Raw genomic sequence first — 1862 nt, 5'->3', positions numbered from 1 at the left:
TTGATTTTACAATACTATCACGCTCTTTACCTTTTGGAAATTCAGTTATATTTTTAAGTTTATTTTCAAAGTCAATAATTTTATTTTCACTTTCATATACCGATTTTTCCCAATCACTATTAAAAAATGCCCAAGTGCTTTTATATTCCTCTTTAATATTTTTTTATGTGTTTGTATTTGCATCTAATTTTGCGAAATTTTTAAATCGCTTTGCGACTTCTTTTGATGTCCTGCTCAATAAATCCGCAAATTGAATAATGTTAGTATTTTTTGAATTTATTTCTTTAATTGGTATTTTACAATACAGATTGTATGCTGATATTAATTCCTCCCGCGACTAACTACCCGATATTTCAGTAAGCAGCAGAACTGCATTCTCAATGTCTTCCGATTTTTCAATTACAAAATTTATTTGAAAATTTTTGCCAAACTTTCCCGATGTTCCCTGTCTCAATTTAAATTTTATTTTTGAGCCATATTTTTTATGTATGTAATCGATATTTCCCAAACACCATATATCTATTTTGGGGTTTCGTTTTGCCAATAAAATATAAGCAAATCTTTTTCCGCCTTTTTGATAAAAGCTACACCATTTATCGGTTTCAGAAACAGACAAACCGACAATGTGTTTTTTTAGTTGCTCCACTAATTGATAAAAAAGTTGTTTTGAAATGCTTAATTTTTCCATAACATTTAAACTAAATTTCTTTTCATCTCAACAAAAACTTGATTCATTTCGCTAAAATATGTTGAAACTTCCTCGGCAGTTTTTTTATCTTTTTTCAATAATCCTTTTCTTATATTTTCTGCGATTGCGCTATTAAGCGTCAAATCTTTTTTGTTGTGATATGAAGTGCCAATAAATCGCTTTCGGAAATTACTCAAATTTTTTGTGTATTCCAACCATAAAGCGGTGAGCTGGTGCAAGTCGGCATATTCATAAGATGTGACATAGGGCGGTGAGGTAATAATCAAACTAACGCTGTTGTCTTTTGCTGGGATTTTTCTTGCGTCCGTGCAAATTACTTTGCTCGGAACTTTCGAATAACCTTTTTCTGATAATAATTCAAATAGCCGCGCATTACCTCGCAACATCATTTTTATTTGTTTCAAAAATGTTTTAATTGGCTCTGACGGTTTCTTTTCAAAATCTCTTGTCGGTTTGTTGCTTTTTTGTAGCCATATTGAGCAATTTTTGAGAATGTTTGAAAATCCGCAAAAAAAGAAATCTTGGACATCTTGATCTTTTATTCTTGAAATCTCGGCAAAAATAAAAGCAAGTTTTCTTTTTTCTTCGGGCTTAAACCAATAATCAATTCTTTCATGCTCGGGGGCTTTTATTTTTGTGTCTCCGCTATAAGTATCCAGTTTTTCTTTTAGTGTAGTAAATGCCTTTTCAATTTTCTTTGGATCAATTGGAGTGGTTTTTGCCTTTGTGATTAAAACGGCAACGGGGTTTATATCAACTCCAATAGAAGGCCGTCCCATTACTTTTGATTCAACAAGCGTTGTTCCGCAACCGCCAAAAGGATCAACAATTAAATCCCCCTCTTTGGTGTATTTTTCAGCTAAACGAGAAACTATTTGAGGAATAAATTTTGCAGGGTAGCGGTGGTATCCGTGAGTAATATAAGCAGTGTCTTTTCTTGTTTTATCAGAAAAAGACCACGAATAGTCAATTTTTGTTTTTGAAAATAATGTTGCTACTTGGCTCATATTATTTTTTAATTAGATCGTCCACCTTTACATCTAACGCTTTGGCGATTTTTGATAAAGTGTCAATCGTTGGATTTTGGATTGTTCCTGATTCAATTTTAATAACGGTGTTATAGGCGACATCAGCCATTTTTGACAACCTATCC

Annotated in this window: 2 protein-coding genes; both read right to left on the bottom strand. The window is 32.3% G+C overall.

Annotated features, from left to right (window positions below; all coding sequences use genetic code 25):
* Positions 1 to 693 precede the first annotated feature (693 nt).
* Positions 694 to 1716: a hypothetical protein gene (locus GW846_06535; GenBank protein NDK10402.1), complete on the bottom strand. Its 1023-nt coding sequence runs from the start codon at positions 1714 to 1716 to the stop codon at positions 694 to 696.
* Position 1717: 1 nt separating this feature from the next.
* On the bottom strand, positions 1718 to 1862 hold a 145-nt coding region (locus GW846_06530), incomplete at its 5' end, for a helix-turn-helix transcriptional regulator (GenBank protein ID NDK10401.1).

Source organism: Candidatus Gracilibacteria bacterium, from assembly GCA_010119145.1.
GTDB lineage: Bacteria > Patescibacteriota > Gracilibacteria > BD1-5 > UBA6164 > JAACSU01.
This window is presented reverse-complemented; position numbering and strand designations above follow the sequence as displayed.